At 41.0% G+C, this 18,348-nt stretch carries 24 protein-coding genes; 11 read left to right on the top strand and 13 right to left on the bottom strand.

Features of this window, described 5'->3' with window-relative positions; all coding sequences use genetic code 11:
- The 3 genes from PI95_RS30400 to PI95_RS30410 all read left to right on the top strand — a co-directional run.
- On the top strand, window positions 1-2,509 hold a 2,509-nt coding region (locus tag PI95_RS30400; protein ID WP_201280678.1), incomplete at its 5' end, for a primase-like DNA-binding domain-containing protein.
- 241 nt (window positions 2,510-2,750) lie between these two features.
- Window positions 2,751-3,389 (top strand): AAA family ATPase, encoded by a 639-nt coding sequence (locus tag PI95_RS30405; RefSeq protein ID WP_039740817.1) that lies wholly within the window; start codon window positions 2,751-2,753, stop codon window positions 3,387-3,389.
- A complete protein-coding gene (locus PI95_RS30410) occupies window positions 3,386-3,727 on the top strand; it encodes a ribbon-helix-helix protein, CopG family (RefSeq protein WP_039740815.1) in 342 nt (113 codons plus the stop codon). Before PI95_RS30405 ends, PI95_RS30410 begins: the two co-directional genes overlap by 4 nt.
- Window positions 3,728-3,755: 28 nt before the next feature.
- Here PI95_RS30410 and PI95_RS30415 read toward each other — a convergent pair whose 3' ends face one another.
- Entirely contained in the window at window positions 3,756-4,730 is a 975-nt protein-coding gene (locus PI95_RS30415; protein WP_039740813.1) for a tyrosine-type recombinase/integrase, read from the bottom strand.
- An 886-nt stretch (window positions 4,731-5,616) separates the two neighbouring features.
- Here PI95_RS30415 and PI95_RS30420 point away from each other — a divergent pair.
- The 3 genes from PI95_RS30420 to PI95_RS30430 are packed head-to-tail and all read left to right on the top strand — an operon-like array spanning window position 5,617 to window position 8,951.
- Entirely contained in the window at window positions 5,617-6,765 is a 1,149-nt protein-coding gene (locus PI95_RS30420) for a TRAFAC clade GTPase domain-containing protein (protein WP_039740809.1), read from the top strand.
- Window positions 6,766-6,795: 30 nt separating this feature from the next.
- Window positions 6,796-7,878, top strand: a complete 1,083-nt coding sequence (locus tag PI95_RS30425; protein WP_052324822.1) for a hypothetical protein — start codon at window positions 6,796-6,798, stop codon at window positions 7,876-7,878.
- Between the two features lie 8 nt (window positions 7,879-7,886).
- Window positions 7,887-8,951, top strand: coding sequence for a hypothetical protein (locus PI95_RS30430; protein WP_039740806.1), 1,065 nt, complete (start codon window positions 7,887-7,889; stop codon window positions 8,949-8,951).
- Window positions 8,952-9,179: 228 nt separating this feature from the next.
- Here PI95_RS30430 and PI95_RS30435 read toward each other — a convergent pair whose 3' ends face one another.
- From PI95_RS30435 to PI95_RS30490, 12 genes are all read right to left on the bottom strand, one after another.
- The gene (locus PI95_RS30435) at window positions 9,180-10,466 is read right to left on the bottom strand and encodes a hypothetical protein (protein WP_039740804.1); all 1,287 of its coding nucleotides are present in this window, start codon (window positions 10,464-10,466) and stop codon (window positions 9,180-9,182) included.
- Between the two features lie 256 nt (window positions 10,467-10,722).
- Window positions 10,723-12,399, bottom strand: a complete 1,677-nt coding sequence (locus PI95_RS30440; RefSeq protein ID WP_163519330.1) for a DEAD/DEAH box helicase family protein — start codon at window positions 12,397-12,399, stop codon at window positions 10,723-10,725.
- A 99-nt stretch (window positions 12,400-12,498) separates the two neighbouring features.
- Complete coding sequence (locus PI95_RS30445) at window positions 12,499-13,182, bottom strand: hypothetical protein (protein ID WP_039740800.1); 684 nt, start codon at window positions 13,180-13,182, stop codon at window positions 12,499-12,501.
- 8 nt (window positions 13,183-13,190) lie between these two features.
- Window positions 13,191-13,625: a hypothetical protein gene (locus PI95_RS30450; RefSeq protein ID WP_039740797.1), complete on the bottom strand. Its 435-nt coding sequence runs from the start codon at window positions 13,623-13,625 to the stop codon at window positions 13,191-13,193.
- Window positions 13,626-13,666: 41 nt separating this feature from the next.
- Window positions 13,667-13,936: a hypothetical protein gene (locus tag PI95_RS30455; RefSeq protein ID WP_039740794.1), complete on the bottom strand. Its 270-nt coding sequence runs from the start codon at window positions 13,934-13,936 to the stop codon at window positions 13,667-13,669.
- 26 nt (window positions 13,937-13,962) lie between these two features.
- Window positions 13,963-14,292 carry a hypothetical protein gene (locus tag PI95_RS30460; protein WP_039740792.1) on the bottom strand — a complete coding sequence of 110 codons (330 nt, stop codon included), beginning with the start codon at window positions 14,290-14,292 and terminating at the stop codon, window positions 13,963-13,965.
- Window positions 14,285-14,434 carry a hypothetical protein gene (locus PI95_RS30465; protein ID WP_163519332.1) on the bottom strand — a complete coding sequence of 50 codons (150 nt, stop codon included), beginning with the start codon at window positions 14,432-14,434 and terminating at the stop codon, window positions 14,285-14,287. The genes PI95_RS30460 and PI95_RS30465 overlap by 8 nt, the downstream gene beginning before the upstream one ends.
- A gap of 68 nt (window positions 14,435-14,502) precedes the next feature.
- The gene (locus tag PI95_RS30470) at window positions 14,503-14,718 is read right to left on the bottom strand and encodes a hypothetical protein (protein ID WP_039740790.1); all 216 of its coding nucleotides are present in this window, start codon (window positions 14,716-14,718) and stop codon (window positions 14,503-14,505) included.
- Window positions 14,718-14,939, bottom strand: a complete 222-nt coding sequence (locus tag PI95_RS30475; protein WP_039740789.1) for a hypothetical protein — start codon at window positions 14,937-14,939, stop codon at window positions 14,718-14,720. Before PI95_RS30475 ends, PI95_RS30470 begins: the two co-directional genes overlap by 1 nt.
- 83 nt (window positions 14,940-15,022) lie before the next feature.
- Window positions 15,023-15,169, bottom strand: coding sequence for a hypothetical protein (locus PI95_RS30480; RefSeq protein ID WP_163519333.1), 147 nt, complete (start codon window positions 15,167-15,169; stop codon window positions 15,023-15,025).
- Between the two features lie 35 nt (window positions 15,170-15,204).
- Window positions 15,205-15,732: a hypothetical protein gene (locus PI95_RS30485; protein ID WP_039740787.1), complete on the bottom strand. Its 528-nt coding sequence runs from the start codon at window positions 15,730-15,732 to the stop codon at window positions 15,205-15,207.
- A 12-nt stretch (window positions 15,733-15,744) separates the two neighbouring features.
- Window positions 15,745-16,164, bottom strand: coding sequence for a hypothetical protein (locus PI95_RS30490; protein ID WP_039740785.1), 420 nt, complete (start codon window positions 16,162-16,164; stop codon window positions 15,745-15,747).
- Window positions 16,165-16,432: 268 nt separating this feature from the next.
- On the opposite strand from PI95_RS30490, the gene PI95_RS30495 reads away from it, so the two are divergent.
- The 5 genes from PI95_RS30495 (at window position 16,433) to PI95_RS30510 (ending at window position 17,975) form a co-directional block, all read left to right on the top strand.
- Window positions 16,433-16,633 carry a ribbon-helix-helix domain-containing protein gene (locus PI95_RS30495; protein WP_163519334.1) on the top strand — a complete coding sequence of 67 codons (201 nt, stop codon included), beginning with the start codon at window positions 16,433-16,435 and terminating at the stop codon, window positions 16,631-16,633.
- The gene (locus PI95_RS37065; protein WP_268896846.1) at window positions 16,596-16,718 is read left to right on the top strand and encodes a hypothetical protein; all 123 of its coding nucleotides are present in this window, start codon (window positions 16,596-16,598) and stop codon (window positions 16,716-16,718) included. Before PI95_RS30495 ends, PI95_RS37065 begins: the two co-directional genes overlap by 38 nt.
- The gene (locus PI95_RS30500) at window positions 16,715-17,041 is read left to right on the top strand and encodes a hypothetical protein (RefSeq protein ID WP_039740783.1); all 327 of its coding nucleotides are present in this window, start codon (window positions 16,715-16,717) and stop codon (window positions 17,039-17,041) included. The genes PI95_RS37065 and PI95_RS30500 overlap by 4 nt, the downstream gene beginning before the upstream one ends.
- Window positions 17,016-17,348: a fertility inhibition FinO-like protein gene (locus PI95_RS30505; RefSeq protein WP_236117261.1), complete on the top strand. Its 333-nt coding sequence runs from the start codon at window positions 17,016-17,018 to the stop codon at window positions 17,346-17,348. Before PI95_RS30500 ends, PI95_RS30505 begins: the two co-directional genes overlap by 26 nt.
- 381 nt (window positions 17,349-17,729) lie before the next feature.
- The gene (locus PI95_RS30510; protein WP_039740778.1) at window positions 17,730-17,975 is read left to right on the top strand and encodes a hypothetical protein; all 246 of its coding nucleotides are present in this window, start codon (window positions 17,730-17,732) and stop codon (window positions 17,973-17,975) included.
- The last annotated feature ends 373 nt before the right edge of the window (window positions 17,976-18,348 follow it).

Here is an 18,348-nt window from a genome sequence, read left to right on the forward strand (position 1 = left end):
TGAAGTTTTCTTTTGGAAAGAAATATGCGAAAGGCTGGGAATAAATAGAGAAGATTTCCATTCTGGTAATGGCGGCAATGGAGGAAATGGGGGAAATGGAGGAAACGGGGATGATGGGAATGATGAGGATGATATTAATTCGGATGGGCATCCTGAAGAACTATATCGAGGAATCTGTGAGAAATTAAATTTAAATTTCGATAATTGCGTCACCAATCAAGCCTTCGACGGCTGGTTTTATCGGCAGCAGTTTGGGGGCGACGAGGGGAACTGGTGGGTTAGTGATTCTTCTTTTTATCGCTGGGATGAGAAGATAAATATTTGGCAGCACCAGACGGACAACCGCATTTTAGCTTTTATAGCGAAAGCTAGTGAGAAAAGCTATAAATTAACTCATTCCAAGATGCTTGATTGGTACGCGAAACGACCTTACGAATGTAATAGCCACAAAGAATCAGCATTTAAATATGCTCGTAGCCGCCTGGAACGGGAAGAATCATCCATTGCGAACAACCACCTTCTAGCGTTCAAAAATTGTGTTGTAGACATGCGTACCGGTGAGACGATGCCACACAATAAAGCTTACTACCTCCAGAATATTATCCCCTACGACTACGAGCCAGGTAAAAGCTGCCCAGAAGTTTTTTTACAATTTATCACTCAAGCTTTTGGTGCAGATATGGTAGATGTTATTCGCGCATTTACTAGTATGTTTCTTGACCCAACTGCCCCTTATGGTAGATTTCCACATTTAATTGGTCAAAGTGGTGGCGGGAAAGGTACATTAGGAAGATTCTGGAGCCTATTGTTTGGTCAATCCGGGTCTGGAAATGCCAGCTACTTTTCAGATATTTCCACCCCTGAAGGTCGCCATCAATATTTAACAGGCAAGCGAATATTTGGCTTCCCTGATATGGGTGGCTATGCCGAAGGTGTACGGGCATTTTACGAATTGGTTGACAATGGTCCGATGACCGGTAGGGCATTATTTAACCCAGTAGCGTACAACAAGCAGTGGAATATTCATTTCTGGTTGGCTTCGGTAAACCACCTTCAGATAGAGAATGCAGGAGATGGGTGGGCGCGACGCGCTTATCCAATTCCGGTTCTAAGCAGAAATGTACAACCAGATCCAAATTTAGGGCAAAAACTAGAAGCTGTAAAGGCTGATGTTATTAGCTGGGCTTTAGCAATGCCTCGTGACGAACGGGATCGGATACTAACATCGCCCCCGTCGGTAGATCGTGCGATTAATTCGGCGATGGATGCTTCTATGTATGGTGACTCCACAAAATCATTTGTTGATTTGTGCTTGCGACCTTCATCCGATGCTGGCTACGTAGATAATCACCAGTTACATACTTGGTACGTAGCGTATTGCAAAGAACACGGATACACGCCATTGGGAATGAGTAAGTTCGCCAGCCACCTGAAAACAATTGTGCCACTAAATTTTGTGGATAGGCATTGGGAGCCGCAGCGGGACAAAGTGCGTTCTCGCGTACAAGCACATTGGGAATATTTAGCCCCCTTGACAGGAGCCTTTACCAAAATTGGAGGCGAGGAGCAACACAGTAGCAGCCAAAACTCACAACCTTCAAATCCGATTTGGGTTTGCATAAAAGCTGGGTGTCACGAAGGTGGTTTAGAGCAATTTACTGATTTTTGGAACCCTCCAGAACCGCCAAAAACGCCAGAACCCAGTGAGGGTAAGGGTGTCCAAGGTGTCCAAGGTGAAAAACCAGCCAAAAACGACCCTGGACACCCTGAAACCCAGTCACAGCAAGGGTGTCCAAAGTGTCCAACTGTCCTCCCCCAAAGTTTTGGCACAAATGAAAAACAAGATCCAAAAAAAGAAATTTTTGAAAAAAAAATAAATGACTATACCCCCAAAGTAGGTGGGGACAATTTTGACAGTTTGGACACCCGCTCTGGGACTGGGTTTCAAGGTGTCCAGGTTCAGAATGACCCCCCACAAGAGGGTGGACAGGGTGGACACCTAGACAGTGTAAGCGTTCCAGCGATTTCGCCCCATAATTCCTCCTTACCCGAAACAAATGACTTGTGGGCTAAAATACTTGATTTTGAGCCATCTACTTCGTTAAGTGACGATACAGAAATAAGCGACTTATGGGCTGAAGTACTTGATTTTGAGCCATCTACTTCGTTAAGTGACGATACGTTAACAAGCGACTTATGGGCTGAAGTACTTGATTTTGAGCTTGAAGTGGTAACGCCGGCAAACTCCGACACTTCTTCCGAGATAAAAGGACTTGATGTTCAAATTGAAGTGGGAGATCGCATTTCCTGCTACCCCCATGTCGATTACTTCAACAGAGAGAAGGCGGTTAAAGCCACAGTTCTAAAAATCGAAACTAAGAAAGGATGGTTTGCAGGGGCAACTATAAAATGGACGCTCTACAAAAAAGAAGAAAGCGGTTGGGTTAGTGAAAGTATTACAAGTCCAATTCCTGGGGGTTGTTCCGACTGGATTTTGAAAAAGCTTTAACTCGCATCACCCACCACTTACGGGAAAAATATCAACATCGCCATGCCCACTTATGGTGGTTTGATTTTTCCCGCAAGCGGGAAAAGTTGAAGGAGGGCGCGTGTTTAGTTTGGGCGATCGCACTTGTATTTTTTCCTGTGAGCGGGAAATTCCGACAATCCCCATAATTAAACTGCTTGCAGTAAAATTCAGTTACAGCAAGCGGTATTATGCAGTAAAAAAATACAGTAAAAATTGTAGTATGAGTATTATTTCGTTTACGAATGTTAAAGGTGGCGTGGGAAAATCGACCACCGCCGTGCATTTTATTTACTGGCTAGCAGTAATCAAAAAAAAGAGTGTAGCCGTAGTAGATGCAGACGGGCAGGGCAGTACTTCGGCTTGGCTAGAAGCTATGGAACTAGGCGTTGGGTTGTGCCGAATTACGGACGCAGATGAATTGGCTGACCAATTACCAGCCATCGAAAAAAACTTCGATTATGTAATTGTGGACAACGCGGGAAATTTGGGGGAAGCAACTCGCAGCACTCTCTTAACAGCAACAACGGCAGTAATTCCTATTTCTCCCAGCGGTTTAGATTTGATGTCGGCTGCGTCTGCTGCTAAGGTTGTTCGTCAAAATCAGAAAGCGAGAGGCGGGTTCCCAAAAGCTGGAATATTTATAAATCGAGCAACTAGAAACTCTAAACTTTCCAGGGAAGCTGTAGATGTAATAAAAGAGATAGAGGGCATCACCCCACTAAAACAAATCATCTACCGCCGCGAATTAATAGCAGATACTTTTCTCCAAAAAGCAACAGTCTGGAATATGGCAGGTGGTAAAGAAGCATCTGCTGATTATCAGAAATTATTTAACGAGATTTTGAGATTAAATAAATGAAAAAGAAGCCTCGCAATACATTATCCGATTTGCTCCAAGAAGTCGATATTGAGAATCTTAAAGAAGCAAAGATTTCGCCAAAACAAGTAAAACCTATCCAACCGAAAAAACAAGGGCAACAAAATAAAAGTACTCCTAAAGTTGAACCGCCAGCGCAAACAATTCTTGATAAAATAAAAGAAGAGGAAATCGAAAAACGCACACGCATAACTATTGATTTAGACCCTGAGACTTATGCCGAACTCAAGCAACTGGTCGATTACACAGGAAAGACACAAGCCAAGCTGATTAGGGCTTTGATTAAAGAGACAACAAAATTACTGCAAAAAATGCAGTAAAAAATGCAGTAATATCAATTTATATTTATTAAATTAACCCATCAAGTTTATTAGTTAACGCTCCTTGAAGGTCAATGCGATTATCGTCGTAAATCAGAAGAGTTTTGGGGTCGGCGTGCCTACTAAGTTTTTGCGTGGCGCGGATATTGCCATTATTTTGATTAAGCGCTTCAGTAATTGCAGAATGCCGAATTCGATGTGGGGACATTCGCTTTTCAATACCAGCTAAATTACAGTATTTCGCTACGATTTGGCGAATTGATTCTCCAGATAATCTGCGACCAAAATATACGGGGTCAAGGGAAATAAAAATAGGCTCATTGGGTTTATCAGTGGCATTAGAAGCTTGCAGCCATTCCAATATTGAAGAAGCAGTTTTAAACGAAATCGTTACCAAGTCGCGTTCTGAGTTTCGACCTTTACCGCTTACAGATAATTGTAAGCTTGTATATTGAAAATGCTTTACATCCAAGCTAAAAATTTCACCTCGCCGTAATGCATTACTCCACAGCAATCGCATCATCGCTACATCCCGCTTGCCTATTAAGGTCGAAGTGTCAATGGCTTCAAAAATTTGAACCATCTGCGAAACTTCTACGCCCTTAGTATCTCTATATGGTTTTACTTTTTCATTTTTAATTATTTCTAAGTCGTAACTACAAATATCGAAAATCTTGCCCATCTCCACTAGGGATTTAATAGCGCTAATCCTGCGGTTGACTGTGGCGGGAGACAAGCCTTGCTTAAATAATTGATTTCGGTAGGCGGTAACTACCGCAATTGCTTGATTTTTGCTGAGACATAAAAACTCGCGTGCTAAGTCGGAATTTAATTCTCTGCCGGGTGCGATCATGCCAAAAAAGTTTTTTAGATCGTGAGTGTATGCACGCCGAGTATGTTCCGATCGCTTTTGCGTTAGTAGCGTCTCCAACACACGCTTACTGTCGCCTTGAGTATAATTGCTTAAAGCGGTGATGGATCGAAGAGTGATGATGTCCGACATATCGATGAAATGCTTATATATCAAGCATTGTACAGGTAAAGTGCTTGTTGAAAGAGGTATTCTCGCAATCTCTTTACACGAAAAGAATTGATCGCCACCACACGAAAATTCCCGCTTGCGGGAAAAAAGTTTCTTCGTCTTGGCGTGATGATGTGCAGGTGTGGGGAAATTGTGCGATCGCGCTCACTCAGTCTTCTTGGTTGAACTGACTAGAATACTGGCAATTTTTTCCACATAATTAATCCCAAAACTGCATAAATTGATTTTCCTTATGCCTATTAAGAATACAGAACGAAAGGTAAATGAGTGCTTAACTTCTGTTGTGCAAATCAAGTAAGGCTTTATACACACAATAAAATTTCTGTCAAGGCGTAAGTCCTATGTGTAGCCCTTTCAAGGTGAACGTTTGTACTATGAAATAAATAATGTTTTTCACCCAATTTTGGTATTTTGGCGATTGCGATCGCTTAATTTACAGTCCAAAAATTTGGAGTTTAATCCATAATTTCTTTCTTCAATTGCAGCCGATGCCTGAAATACGGTAAAAATTTGGATAGTACATATGCTCACCTTGAAAGGGCTAGTCCTATGTGTAATTCTTCTGTCATTGTCTCATCACAATCGCACCCTCGTTATGGCGAATTAGGGGTGATTGAGGCAGGTGCTCCAATGTTCAACAAAATTTTAGTAAACATTTGCCTCACCCATGCGGGAACCGGTATAAGACATCTCCGAAAAAGAATATAAAAGCCTTGTGCAGTCAGGGTTGATACCTCATTCTGGAGATATCTATAGATATGAACTTAATGCGAACGCGAACTTAATTCCGAAATTCACCTGAACGAAACTGTAGCATTTCAAAGAGAACTAATAGAGTAATTGCACCATGAAAAACTTTAAAATTATTACATTAGGGGCATCAGGCGCAGGAAAAACTGTATTCCTCGCTAGTATGTTTAAGGCATTATCAACTCAGAAAAACTCTAGTTTTAAGCTTGATGTTGAAGAGCCAGACAAACGAAAATTACTAAACTCCACCTATACACAGATACTGACTGGCGATACTTGGCCTCCTGGAACAAAAAATATTTCCGAATGGACATTTACTTGTCAAGTTCAAACAGAAGATTTTGATAAATACAATGCTTGTCAATTCACTTACTTTGACTACGCTGGAGGTCGCCTAACTGATATAGAGGAAGATGAGGACTTGGAAAACGTCGTACAGCAAGCTGATACAGTTTTAGGATTACTAGATGGTCAGAAAATATATGCTTGGCTGAATGGTAGCGATCAACTACGAGCCAATGTATTTTTAAGTACGGATTTACCCAATATTCTCAAACGGATGCAGAAGCTTACAGTTCCAGTTCACTTTGTTATTACTAAGTGGGATGTTCTGGATCAGAAGTTTACCCTATCTCAGATACGTGAAAAACTTCTCACTATTCCTGCTTTTGCACAATTAATCAAAAGTCGAGGTGAAGCAGGTTATATTGTCCGAATTATTCCAGTTAGTGCTATCGGTTTAGAATTTGCTACTCTGCAACCAGATGGAAGTATGAAAAAGAATCCAGGTAAGATTCCATTTCCCTTTTTGCTTGAAGCACCTATATCCTGTGTTTTGCCAGATAGACTACAACAATTGCATAATCAAAAACAAGCACAAGAAAAACAACTTGAACAACAAATTCAGAAGATAGATGATGGCAATATTGTGGTTGGCGCATTAGTTGGTGGTCTAGATTTTTTAGGGGTTGGATTAGAGGGATTGGGACTACTGCTAGAGTTAGACGATACGGCTGAAATCAAAATGGCTAGATTGTTCACTAAAGCAACTTCAATGGTTACTTCTTTGGTGAAAGGGGGAATAAAAGGAATTAATGAAAAAATAAGTAAAGGATCTCGAAAAAAGAAAGAAACTACGCTCAAATCCGTTAAAGACGAACAGTCTGCTCTAATACACGCAATGAACGTATTTTATGATTTTGAGAAAGATTTAATAGATAGTTTTCCAGAGTCTAAATTAGTTTAGCCCTATATCAATAAATCCTCTAAAAGTGCAATGAAGAACTACAGTATTATTACTCTAGGAGCATCTGGGTCTGGTAAAACCATTTTCTTGGCTAGTCTTTTCAAAGTATTTTCAATACAAGGAAAATTTGGCTTTTCTTTAGATGTTCAAGACAGTTCTAAAAGAATGGTTATGAATAAGGTATTCGCAGATTTGACTACAGGAGAACAATGGCCTTTAGGCACTAGAAATATTTCTGAATGGGCATTAACTGCCTATGTAAATAACTCAGAAATATCTAAGGTTCCAGCCTGTAAAATCACCTATGTTGATTATAAAGGAGGTCTAATCACAGACGTATCAACAAAAGATGAAGAAAATTACGGTGGTTACAATGATTTAGAAACCTACGTTAAAGAAGCTGATGCAGTTTTAGTAATCTTGGATGGTCAAAAGCTACTTTCTTTGATGCAGGATCACGACTTAACTAATAAGGTTGTTTTCAGATGGTTAAATGAAGACCTATCGGCCCTCATGCAAATGGTCGATAAATGCAATAAATATATTCCCGTTCATTTCATTATTAGCAAGTGGGACTTACTTGAAGGTAGCTACTCTCTACCAGATGTAAAAAAACGCTTGCTGAATAATGTTCCTGAATTTTATAACGTAGTTGACAATAGGAGGAAAGTAAGTTGTCCGGTACGTTTGATTCCTGTCAGTTCTTTAGGTAAGGGTTTTGCAGTTTTACAACCTGATGGACAGATGAAGAAGCTTTCAGTCAATCCACATCCAATGAATGTAGAGTGTCCCCTAGCTTTTGCTTTGACGGATAAGCTACCAAATCCAGGCAGATCGAAACAAAAGCCTTTCAAACCCACAGTATGGGATTGGATTGTCATTGGACTTTGTATTGCTCTCATTCAACCTAGCAATGGGTTCGTACTGATTATTGCCATTGTTTATTTTGGGTTTCGTCTATTGAGAAACAAGAAGCAAAGATTAAATGAAATTTCATCGAGCGAAGAGGCATTTGAACAAATTTTGAGTAAATGTCAGGAAATTAAGAAACAATTCAATGCTGACTTTCCTGACTCTGACCTTGCTAAAATACCCTCTTTTAAATCTAGGTAATAAATATTATGACAATTCAAGCTTGGACTTTTCTCATTAGCCGAAATCAGTCAATTGACTACAAAACTGTAGTCGCACCTGATTTCATTTCTGAAGCTAAAATTCGCAGTTTGCTCACTAAAGTTACAGAAGAAGATTTTACTGAAAGCGGGCAAATAAGTATTCGCGAGGTAAATGGATCTGAAGTTGGCAACTTTACTGTTGTTTTTCGTTCGGTTAAAGCCAGAAACAATGACATAGGAGAGGAGGGAAATAAAGTATTAAAAGATGCAGTTGGGAGAGAAATTTATTGGGTGGAGGGACTCGTTTTTCAGAAAAATTTGCACGAAATGCAATATAAAATTGGAGAAAGTCATCTCGATCAAGCACATCGATATCTACAAAAGAAGTATCGTGAGTTTTGGTATGAGGATAAGCTCAGTATTTCCTATGTGATTGATTTGGTAAAAGTTACATCTGAGTCAGGCAACAACTTTAAAGTGCTAGAGCCATTGGTGATTACACTAAGGTCTCAATTACCAGAGCATCAATCACCAAGAAAAAAAGAACTTAAAAACTATAAATACCCTCCCAGCAAACCTGTGATAAACAAAACAAGTTTATTTAGACTTGTTTTAATTGCAATTACAGCACTATTATTGACTGGGATAGTTTGGGAAGTGTGCTTGTACTTCCAGCCAAGAAAGATATGCATGTATGTTAGTAATAGTGAATCAGTTGAATTTAATCTGCCAAATCAAACTCCCTTACCACTAATTGAGAGGCTTAAAAACTTAAAAGAAGAAAACAAAGCAGCTTGGATATTGCTAAAGGGTTCTTTAGATTTAGAAAAATCTCCTAACAATCAGATTCAAATGGAAGTAAAGAAACAAAATAAAAGAATAAAAAATTTCGGGAGTATTAAAATAGATTCAGATGAAAAAAACTTATTAAAATTAAAGATCGAGAATTACCCGATTGACTTGGCGATCGCTCTAATTCAAAATAAAACGGTTACTAACGACAAACTTCAGGCAACAAGAATTGAAGCAATTTCGCAAAAAGTATCGTACTGTAATGCTTTACAAATGTAATTATTCACTCAAATTGGGAATGTTTTTGTTAACTCAGTGATCGCCTTTTTTTTAGAATATAACAAGGAGCGAAAACACGCCCTAGCCCTAAGATGGATCAAAAGGGATTGCAAGCGCGATAATTAGTAGAAGTAAACAGAGGTGCCAATCGAGGCAACTCAAAAAAGTCGCGTACAAGTAGCAATTTGGTGACAAAATGTACGCGCTCCGACTGATTCTGCTGAATATTTATCCCTGTAATTTGTTTTTGCTGATAGCCCCCATAATTTCAGAAAGCGAACTCCGAATTTCCTTTCGCAACGCCTTAGCTTGCTCTCGAATCCCTTCAGTACTTTTTTCCATGTCAGTTAGATAAGTGTTGATTTTAGTAATAAGCTTTAGGGATGACTCAATTTGCTGCACTTGAAATTCTATAGCAGCACCATCTATCTGCGAATTGAAGGTTTGCTGACTTGCAAGTTGTTGCCGGAGTATCAAAAACTGAAGAGCTACATTTAGCATCTCGTGATGAGTTACAATCCAAAATCCATATTGGCATTCTCCCTGCCCGAATTCACCAACATCTTTTCCCAGCCCCTTCAGACTGTGGCTCAGAAATATGGCAGAATTAGCTTCATATTTAGCCATCGCAGTTTCTAAATGCCGAGATATTTTTGTGCGACCCCAGCGTTGGGATTCACGATTTCTTGCTTCCAGAATTATAGTGAGGTCTACGCCGACAACTGAGTTAGAAGTGAGTTTTATTAAAATGTCTCCTGGGCGATTCTCATCACCAACATAAGAAATTTCTGCCCCACAAGTCTTTGACCATTTCTGTAATTCTGCTAGGACTAATTCTTCATAAATCGCGCCTTTAGCAATAGTTTGTTCCAGTACAGACTCCACCAACTCTTGTTCCCTAATTTGTTGAGCTAGTTTATCTACTTCGTTAGCTAGGGGTTTAACTGCCTCCTCAACAACGGATTTCACGGATTTAGCTAAAACACCACTTTCGATAGTTGCATTTTTGAGAGCTTCTAGAAAAACACCTTGTACAGAATCTAGACGATTAGGGTCTAATAAATTCTGAATTTTATTTATGACTCCTCCAAGGGTTGATGTATCCTTTGAGATATCAATTTCCGAAATAAATAAATTTCTGACTGCCTCTAATTGTTCGGCGATAACTGCTCTAGTCAAATGAATTTGCGCTTGCATAGGAGCCAAAAGCTGTCCATTTTCAGTGCCGATTTTGCTAGCTAAATTTCTCTCCAGTGAAGAAGGAATTACTGCAACTGCTTTTTGTAGTTCTGCAAGCAAATAATCAAACTCTCGTCTGACGAATTCTACATCATCGAAATGATGAACACGCTGTAGGCAAAAAAAGCCAATCTCAAATGCGTTAATGCAAGCAGCTTTCTGTTCCGACTCTGGAATCTGTTGGAGAAACTTAACTGCATCAAAAAGACGAATTTCTAAGTTTTGGATAATGATAGAGTCTGATAAAACTTCTATCTGGGGTGGAATTTTGGACATTGTTACTCCTGACTTTAATACTTTAAGTATTGATTGCGATCCAAGTGAAAAACTTTATCCTTGAAATAATTAACAGCTATCAAGGCGCATTTGGTAACATGAATAGCTTCCGACAGGTGTGGCGCTCTATTTTTAGTGTGGTGCGGCTGTGGCGGTTACTGGGTAAGCATTCCACAGGTTATCGCCACACCGCCACGCCACAGCGCCATAGCTCACCACACCAGTTTTTTCGTATTTATATGTGTAGCGTGGCGAATTACCAATCGGGCTTTAACCAGCTATCTTTATCATCAAAAATTAAGTGACCTGTGCTAACTAATTCAGTCAAAGCCATGATTAATTTGATATCGCCCTGCTCTCTAAGTTCATCTTTCTTTTTGATGTTAGCCAAACTCTTAGGCGTTTTATTCCTAGCATTATTAAAGAAAGCCAGAAGGCGTGATGCAAGGTCTGATAACTTCTTGTCTAATAATTCCTCTGACTCTTTGGTAAGCGAGTTTTCGCTAACTAAGAGTGACTTTTCTAAGCTATTGATGATGTCGCTTAACTTTCTTTCTGATTTAGAAGTGGGTTTAGGATATGGGGGAGTTTTATCAGATGGTGCATTTTTTTCAGCTTGTGATCTAAAGTCTTTAGTCTTAGGGAAGTTAGCTAAATTAATTGACTTTGGATTCTTATCGGCTTTCCCTTTAACCTTCAACCAAGCTCGTCCACTGCTAACAGCTTCCCCGGTAATATCATCGGTTTTAACGATGCATTCTACACGCGGCTGCTCATCGTAGCGAGAGGAGAATCCTTTCATCTTTGAGCTAACACTTGTTTGGTTGTCACTTTGGGCGGTAAGACAAGCTGTGTACCCCCACTTCCTAATATTGGTCAGGCACATTTGCAACACCGAAGCCCACAAATCGGCATCAACTCCGCAAAGTTCAAAGGTGTTCGCCTCCATGAAAAATATCGCAACGCGCCCATCACGCCCACTTCGATTAGTTGCGACTTCAGACAAAAACTGGTCTTCATCTAAACCTAGTTTTCGGCATTCTTTCTGACGACTTTCGATGCCAGAAACAAACTCAGAAAGAAACTCGTTAATTTCGTCACTAGTAGTTAAAACCTCGACTCCTTTCCAAACATCGGGGTTAGTTTCGGTGTTTAGGCAGACGATATGATAGCCAGCTTCTTTTAGCTTAGAAATCATGAACCGCTCAAGAGTTGACTTTCCCGATCCAGCATCACCAGTCAGTACACGAAAAGGCATCTTTAATACCTGATCAATCCATTGAAATTTGTCAACTGTTTCAGGAGTCGTGGGTACAGATTGTGTTTCGTTTGATTCAGATTTCGGAGAGGGCGGTTGCAGTGCTGTGGGTTCCGGTAAGACGGCAATTAACTCGCTCCGAATATCCTGTGGCGCAATCCCTGCTGAAGATTCTACGAATTTATCCACCAACCACAGGTATGCATCAAAGCGTTTATCCGGTTCAATTTCTTGAAGCTTTTCTGTTAAAGGCAGCAAATTCTGACTTAATAGCATAAGCTCGTGGCGGTTTTTATATCCAAGATAATTCTGTAAATCTTCAATCTCGCTGGGGGCTTTGTACTGCGATCGCAAGTCAGCATGTCCTAAAGTGCCCAAAATATCCAACAAGTTACCGCGTACAAAAGGGAGTAAAGCCACCTGGTTGGTGATTGATTTATCTTTTAAAACCGCGCCAGAATATCCAACAGCGCAAAGTATTGCACTCAAGCCAGCCAAGGGATTTATGCCACTAATTACGATTGAGAGTGCTAATCCACCAAGACTAATAGATTTAGCAATGCCAGAACCGTTTTTTACTTCGTTTGCACAAATTAATAATTCCTCAGTGCGATCGCGTAACCATTTGGCAATGCTGCCATTTATTAATAGTTCTTCGTCAGGATAGTGCGTCAAAAGCGAATACCGCTTCTTAGTTAAGGGGTTCTGCATAAGTTTTAGTAAACAGAAAAAACGATACGATTCCTGGGAATTGCACCCAGGTTAAAAGCTTAATTAATCGTTGGTAGGACTGTTAGGAGTTTTCATCATTTCAAAAATAATGTAGCCAAGCTCTGCTGCGAATATGCTGAAAAGGTTATAAAAGAAACATCCTATCCGCATACCTGGGTCATCAAATTGAAATATTGACCGACTAGCGAACGCCATAATAAAATCAAAAACCCAACTTCCAATCGATATCAACCCAATGGTTCTTGCACTGATACCGCCAATTGATTTTGATTTAAAAGCTAGGTTACGAACAGCGGCACTCTGAATCATTTGGACGGCACAACTTATCACCAAAGCAAAGATGAGATTGCCATTAGTCAACAGTGCCATTTTGAAGTTCAAGGGGAACCACCAACGAGAAAGATTTAAGGTGATAGTAGGAAACCAGCCCCAACCCAACCATTGCTTTTCAAAGAAGTGAAATAATGCGGGTTGTTGACTCCACATCTGCCAATAATTGTCGGCTGACATCAATACACCGCACAAAAAGATTAGTCCCCCAACTGTTATTGCAGCTGCTGTTCCGGGTGTGGTGAGTTCCCTAAAAATATAGGCAAGCAGGCGCGGGATAAATCCGATTATTATCCAGAGCCAAGTAACAAATGTCTGGATTGCGGAGGGTCTGTTATTTGAAAAAGGTCTGTTTGTTGTTGCCCCGACTGGGCGATTTGCTTCTGGTGTAGCCATGTTGGTAATTATTCCTCAGTGTTAATAACTGGAGCATCTACACAAGTTGCCGCATGTTCTCGCTTCCATAAGAATTGACGGTTTTTGATGACACCGATGCAGGTACGGGTTTCGTCATAAACGTGGACTACTTCATCACTCAAATAAGCGTTTAAACGTTTCTTCGCTATTCCTGGGGGACGCTTGGGGTTGTCCACGTAGTCTAGAATTGTGAGCGTTTTTCCCTCTGGTAGTAGTCCGCTCTTACGCATTAATGCTGCTGTTTGGGCACGTTGTTTTATGCGGTCGCGGTTAATATTCTCAGTTGTTAAAATCTCAGATTCCGCAGCGGCTTGGACTAAATTCTGTCTCACACTTATAAATTGGGGAAGAAATAGTAAGCCTAGTCCCAGTGCAGATACCAACGTGTAAGGCAGGAATTGTAAGCTGAGGTCTTTTCTCATGGCGAGTGATTTGGGGCAGAAAGTACCCGCCCCGGTAATGTTTATCGGTTGTATCTGTGATACTTAATCTGATGGATTAGCGCCTCAGCCAATGCCACTTGCTCGTAAAAGCTTAATTCGTCAAATCTTTCAGTAGCATCGGCAACACCATCACTTACGTCGTGTGGGTTGTAATTCTCTGTTACACCGCCGGTCATCATACCGATTACAGACGAAAGCAGCCAGAGTCTTTCAGAATTATTTAATTGCTCAAAAGTCTGTCCCCAGCATTCTTTCATCTCGTCAAGCAGCGTGAAATCGTTGTCAATCATAAAATCTCCAAAGAGAACACTAATGTTTAGTCAGCGAAAACAAAGTTGTCGGGTTCGCGATCGCCATCCTCTTCTGCCGAAAACTCCCAATAGTTCATCTCGTTTAGCCGATCGAAGATGTTTACCGCAGTAACTCGCAGTGGGTCAAAGGGGTCATCGCTGATTTGGCTAATAGCTGAATGCAACCCAAAAGCTAGTTCGTTCGCGGGGTCGGGGTGTATGCCGTTACCCAAAAACTGACCAAATGCAACAGCATAGGGGTGGGTATCAATTGTTTCGTGGTTCTCAACAAACCATGTCCCAGTGAAGGGTGGGTAAACTGGTTCTTCCTCTTCTTGAAAAACGTATTCAGACATAGTTAAATTCTTTGGTAGTGGTGTAAAGGATGGTTACTTGAGGAGCTTGTAGTCGCCTGCCTCCTCCTCGATGTGGTGGCTCTGGCTCTGGTTCTTGCAGTACAGCCATCGCAAAAATTAACGAAACTGCTAAAATCTTCATATTCGAGTACTTGAAGGTGTTCGATGTGGCGATCGCTTTTCTGTCTGAGTTGGGCGATCGCTCTTAAATTAATCTGGAATATTCGCCTCAAACTTTGGGTTTCTGTATGGTGGCTGAGAGATTGTTCTCAATATCTTGTGGGTGAGGTCAATTAATCGTGGCTCTTTCAATTCCTCCCCTCGTACTATTGCTTGGTAGTAGCCAAGTTCGTGCTTGGTGATTTCAATACCGATACCTTCAAAAACGTAGTTGGCAGCTTTCAAGTTGACAGTTGGATATCCCATTATTCGTCTCCTGCCACATAATTGGCTGCCCAATTCAAAGCCGAAATCCCATCACCTAAACTCATATCGCCGGTTCCGGTCGCAGTTTCGCACAAGTAGCTGTAAGTGTGCGGATGCTTGGATCTGAAGTCGTTTAGTTGCTGCGCTAGAGCATCCAGATAAAGCAAGATTTCAGCGCCGGTCGTGTCGTCAAAGACTAATACTTCGGTCAGTTCGTCCATGATTTATTTCCTGTAATTAACTACCCGACAACATCACCGCACTCCTAATTCCCGCAAGAAAAGAAAAATGTCCCCGCATGGAGTTAACTGTGATTATTTTTCACCCACATCACCGCGCCTGCTATCAGCAAGGCAGCACCAATTGGGTTGATTGCGGCGGCTGCTACTGTGGTTATTGCTCCTAAAGTGCCGAGCGTTGTAATACCTGCGATGTCGATTAAGTGATGCATATTTACGTCCCTCTGTAATTGATGGGAAATGTTTTCTAATTCTTTTGCATTTTGAGTAATTCGCTCAATGCAGAATCGGTTTGTGGTTTCGTCATCTGGAAACCACGCGCCGCCAAAAAATCCGCATCACTTACTCCTTGCACTGCCGTAATATTTGCCAATAGACTTGCATTGGTTTTGGTACGATAGGCGGTTAAGCGTTGGTTAATTACAGCGCTGTGGATGGTTTCAAACGCATCGGCTTGGCGCTCTGCGGTTAAAAAAGCTGCAACTTGAACAACTTGTAAGTCGTTAAGAGCCATCAATTCGGGGTAAAACTCAAACGCAAGACCCACCGCTTCTTTGATAACAATCTTGTCACTTTCACTAACACTCTTATCTGCTGCTGGCAGCGATAGTTGCGTGCCGTTCTGTTGTGCAATTTCTTGTGCGATCGCTTCTAGAATATCTAATCCTAATTCCTCAATATTTCTATCTAATTTCATCGCTTCAATAGTGTCGCGAAAAACATCTGTGTTGATACCGGACTGAACACAAAACTCAGAAACATTGATTGTACGCATCTTGATTTGTCCTTATGCTGCTGTGGTGGATTGGGGATTTACAAATGACTGTCTGGCATCGAATCTAGATTTAGAAAACTCGTCTGGTCGTGCCTCTATATAGGCTTTGACTCGAACCTCACGTTTCAACTGTTTGAACAAACTTTGGACTTTTGAAATTACCCAGGCTTGATACTGAGTCAATGCCGCTTCGGTATCAAACGCTTTTGGTTCTTTGTACTTTTCAGGTGGGTTGACTATTTCGGAAAGCGATCGCTTAGGGTAATCTTCTCTATATTCTTTGAGAAAGTCATAGGCAATACCATCCCACTTCCAAACTGTTGTACGAGATGTCTGCAACACCGCAGCCAAATCTTTTTTAGTTGGATTGAAATCGATAAAAACCTCATCAAGCTGCAAACGCTTACCCAGACTAATCTTCTGGATGCTCACTTAACGCCTCAATGGTTTTAGTAATAACTGTGAACATGCGGCTAACGCAGTAACTAGCACAAACGCTCGGTGTAACCCAGAAATACCACTCTTTAATACTTTGGGCTTTTGTTTACGCGCTGTTGGTAGTTAAGCTTGCGTTCACTGCTTATAGTGGTAATATAACAACAGGTACATCACTTGTCAAGCATTACAGCAAGTGATTAATTTAAGGGCAGCTTGAGTTGTTTAGCAGATAATGTCTAATTAGTAGGCTTATGTGCAATTAATGGCGACCAAGCGACCAAGAACGACAATCAGTTTTGATCCAGACGAGTACCGAGAGTTAGAAGAGTGGGCTGAAAGTGAGTTCAGGACTATTCCTCAACTTATTTCGGTACTCGTCAAGAAAGCTTTGATTGAAAGGCGAGAACCTAAACACACAAATAAAAATGACTCAAAACCAACCAGACAGACTAGATCGAATTGAGGCAATTTTGCTAGAAAGTGCGAACCAGCAACGAGCCAATACCCAGGCGATCGCGACCAAAGAAGACAAGGGCAAAAAATCATGACCAACGCAGGGCAACCCCCAACCATTGAAGAGCGCTTAAGCCGCCTAGAAAATATCTTTGTGAATATTGGTGAAACGGTAGTTGCACAAAGCGACACTATCGATGTGTTAGTGGCGAACATCAATCAACTAACCGAGAACGTTAACGCCGTAACCAACCGAGTAGATATCTTAGCCATACAAGCCGAACAAGATCGAGCGCAAGCCGCAGAAGACAGACAGCAAGCAGCCGTTGACCGCCAAGAATTCAGATCCGAGATTAGGCGGATTTGGGAATATTTACTACAGCAAGGTGGCAATGGTAACACCCCACCGAGTAATTAAATTAGGAGGCTTTATGATCCAAGGCAAGCTAGAAATTACCATCAAAATTGCCGAACTGCCCAACGCCACCGCAGTCGAAAATGGTTGGCAACGCTTTGATATTGATTGCGATGGGCGGATTATCAGCATCACTGTTAAGCCCAAAGTTTGGAAGAAACTCACCGACGCGCAAGCCAACTTTCCGGAATGGGTAGGTGCGATCGCAGGCAAGATGGGTGAAGCAACTGAAAATGGATTTGTGTTGCTGGAGCCAAATATTCAGGTGTTCGAGAAGAAGCCAAAAGCTGATAAAATTGCTGCAACTTGATAGTGCATTTTTCCCGCTTGCGGGAAAAAAATGAGAATCTTATTAGCGGAATCGCGTCTGTAACAATTCTTAATTTAAAGTCTTGCAAGTCGTCTCTTTAGCCATTACTTTTAAAATGATTAAAATTTAATCATTTATTTCTATAATAAGGAGATGACCTGAAGGCATGATTATAGGGCATATCTTTCTTATAGAAATAATAAATTAATGGGTAAAAACTCAATTCGATGTATACATATTAATTGATAATGGCAGGTGTCTGATTAATCAGACACCTAACTATTCTGTGCTAAAAAAATTGCAAGAAGGCTGATTGATAACTCGACAAAAAAATAATTTGCATCTAATATCAATGATTAGGTAATGTTAGGAATACGGACTATGGGAACCAAGCTACTAACAAACAAAGCACCCGAAAAACCCTCTAAACCTATTAGACGGATGCGGATGCATTGGGGTGAAGCCAAAATCCAGTTCTGTTCTTTAATAACGCCTTATGGCTACGAGCTTATTCGAGAAAAAGCTACCAAGCTTCAAATCTCGAAAAGCGATTTGGTTGAATATCTTGTGCGAAAACTGGACGAACCAGACGTAGAGCAAGATATTGCTAGACAGGTAAAGCCGTAAACTCTCTTCTGGGTGCGAACAAAGTTTGACCGCCTAGTTACAACCCAGGAGGCTTTGATAGATAAGTTTCTCTGCAATAGGGGGACGATAATCCTAATAATTTTCCAGGTGCTAACAAAGTTTGACCGCCTAGTTACACTCCAAAAAAAATTATAAGGATTGTTGGAGGTTCGTCCTGTTTTTTATTCTAAATTACCCGACGACAAAATACAAATAGTAATCCGGTACTAGTTTAAAAAGCCAGGGCAGCCAAAATCCCCCTCCACAAAACAACTTGGAGGATTTTCGCATGTCTGCTGTTAGCACTTCCACAAAATCAACAACTCAAACCCTCAACAGCCCAAAACCAACATTTGACTACCAAGCTTTTCTG

This window comes from Hassallia byssoidea VB512170, from assembly GCF_000817785.2.
Lineage (GTDB): Bacteria > Cyanobacteriota > Cyanobacteriia > Cyanobacteriales > Nostocaceae > Hassallia > Hassallia carrinoi.